Origin of the sequence: Citreimonas sp. (assembly GCF_042096055.1) — a bacterium.
In the GTDB taxonomy this organism is placed as follows: Bacteria; Pseudomonadota; Alphaproteobacteria; order Rhodobacterales; family Rhodobacteraceae; genus Citreimonas.
The window spans coordinates 1-1,071 of the sequence record NZ_JBELMH010000110.1 but is presented as its reverse complement, the minus strand read 5'-3'; the positions used below and the strand labels follow the sequence as shown (position 1 = coordinate 1,071).

General features: G+C 72.5%; 1 protein-coding gene. It reads right to left on the bottom strand.

All coding sequences use genetic code 11. The features are described 5' to 3' along the window. Positions 1–201 precede the first annotated feature (201 nt). Positions 202–1,071: ATP-binding protein (locus tag ACFDTC_RS16480; protein ID WP_375259974.1), on the bottom strand; the 870-nt coding region annotated here is incomplete at its 5' end.

Genomic DNA, 1,071 nt, shown 5'->3' with positions numbered 1-1,071 from the left:
GGGGCCTGCGTGACGCCACTGCCGTCGCAATGGCTGGACAGAACCGACAGGTGCAGCCTGTAGCCGTTCATGTATCCCTCGTGCGCGATGCCCGCTTCCCGTCGGGCCTGACGCCGGGAAAGGTAGCAAGCGGCGCGCAACCGGGCAAACGCTTTCGGGATACGATCGCATCCCGCCGCATGCGTGACCGCGCCGCACCCGTCAGCGGCCGATGACGATGTCCACGCAAAGCCCGCCCAGGTCTTCGCTTTCCGCCAGCCTAAGCATGCCGCCATGCGCGCGCGCCACGTCCGCCGCGATGGCCAGCCCCAGCCCCACGCCCGAGCCGCGATCCTGGTTGCGCGCCGGGTCCAGCCGGACGAAGGGGCGCACGGCCTCGGACCGGTCCTCGGGCGCGATGCCGGGCCCGTCGTCCTCGACCCGGATGCGCAGCGACCGCTCGCTCAGCCGGACCGACACGCGGCAGCGCGAGCCGTAGCGCACGGCGTTCGCCACCAGGTTCTCGACCGCGCGCCGGATCGCGGCGGCGCGCAGGGGAATCGTGCCTGCGCCGTCGGTCTCGCCCAGCTCGACCGCCTGCCCCGCGCGGCGCGCGTCCTCGACGACAGACGCGGCCAGCGCCACCGGATCGACGGGCTCGGCCGGGCCGCTTTCGGCATCGCCGCGGGCGAAGTCGAGGAAGGCATCGATCAGGCGCTGCATCTCGTCGACGTCACGCTCGAGCGGCTCGCGCTCGTCGTCGTCCAGCAGCGACAGGCCCAGCCGCAGCCGCGTCAGCGGCGTGCGCAGGTCGTGGCTGACGCCGGACAGCATCATCGTGCGCTGTTCGATCTGCCGCTCGATCCGGGCGCGCATGTCTAGGAACGCGTGGCCGGCGGTGCGCACCTCGACCGCGCCGCCGGGCGTGTAGGCCACGTGCCGCCCACGCCCGAACGCCTGCGCCGCATGAGCCAGCCGGGTGATGGGCCGCAGCTGGTTGCGCAGGTACAGGAACGCGATCAGCGTCATCAGCGCGCCGAAGACCACCATGTTGACCAGCAGCTGGTGCGGGTTCGACGCGGACACGCGCCC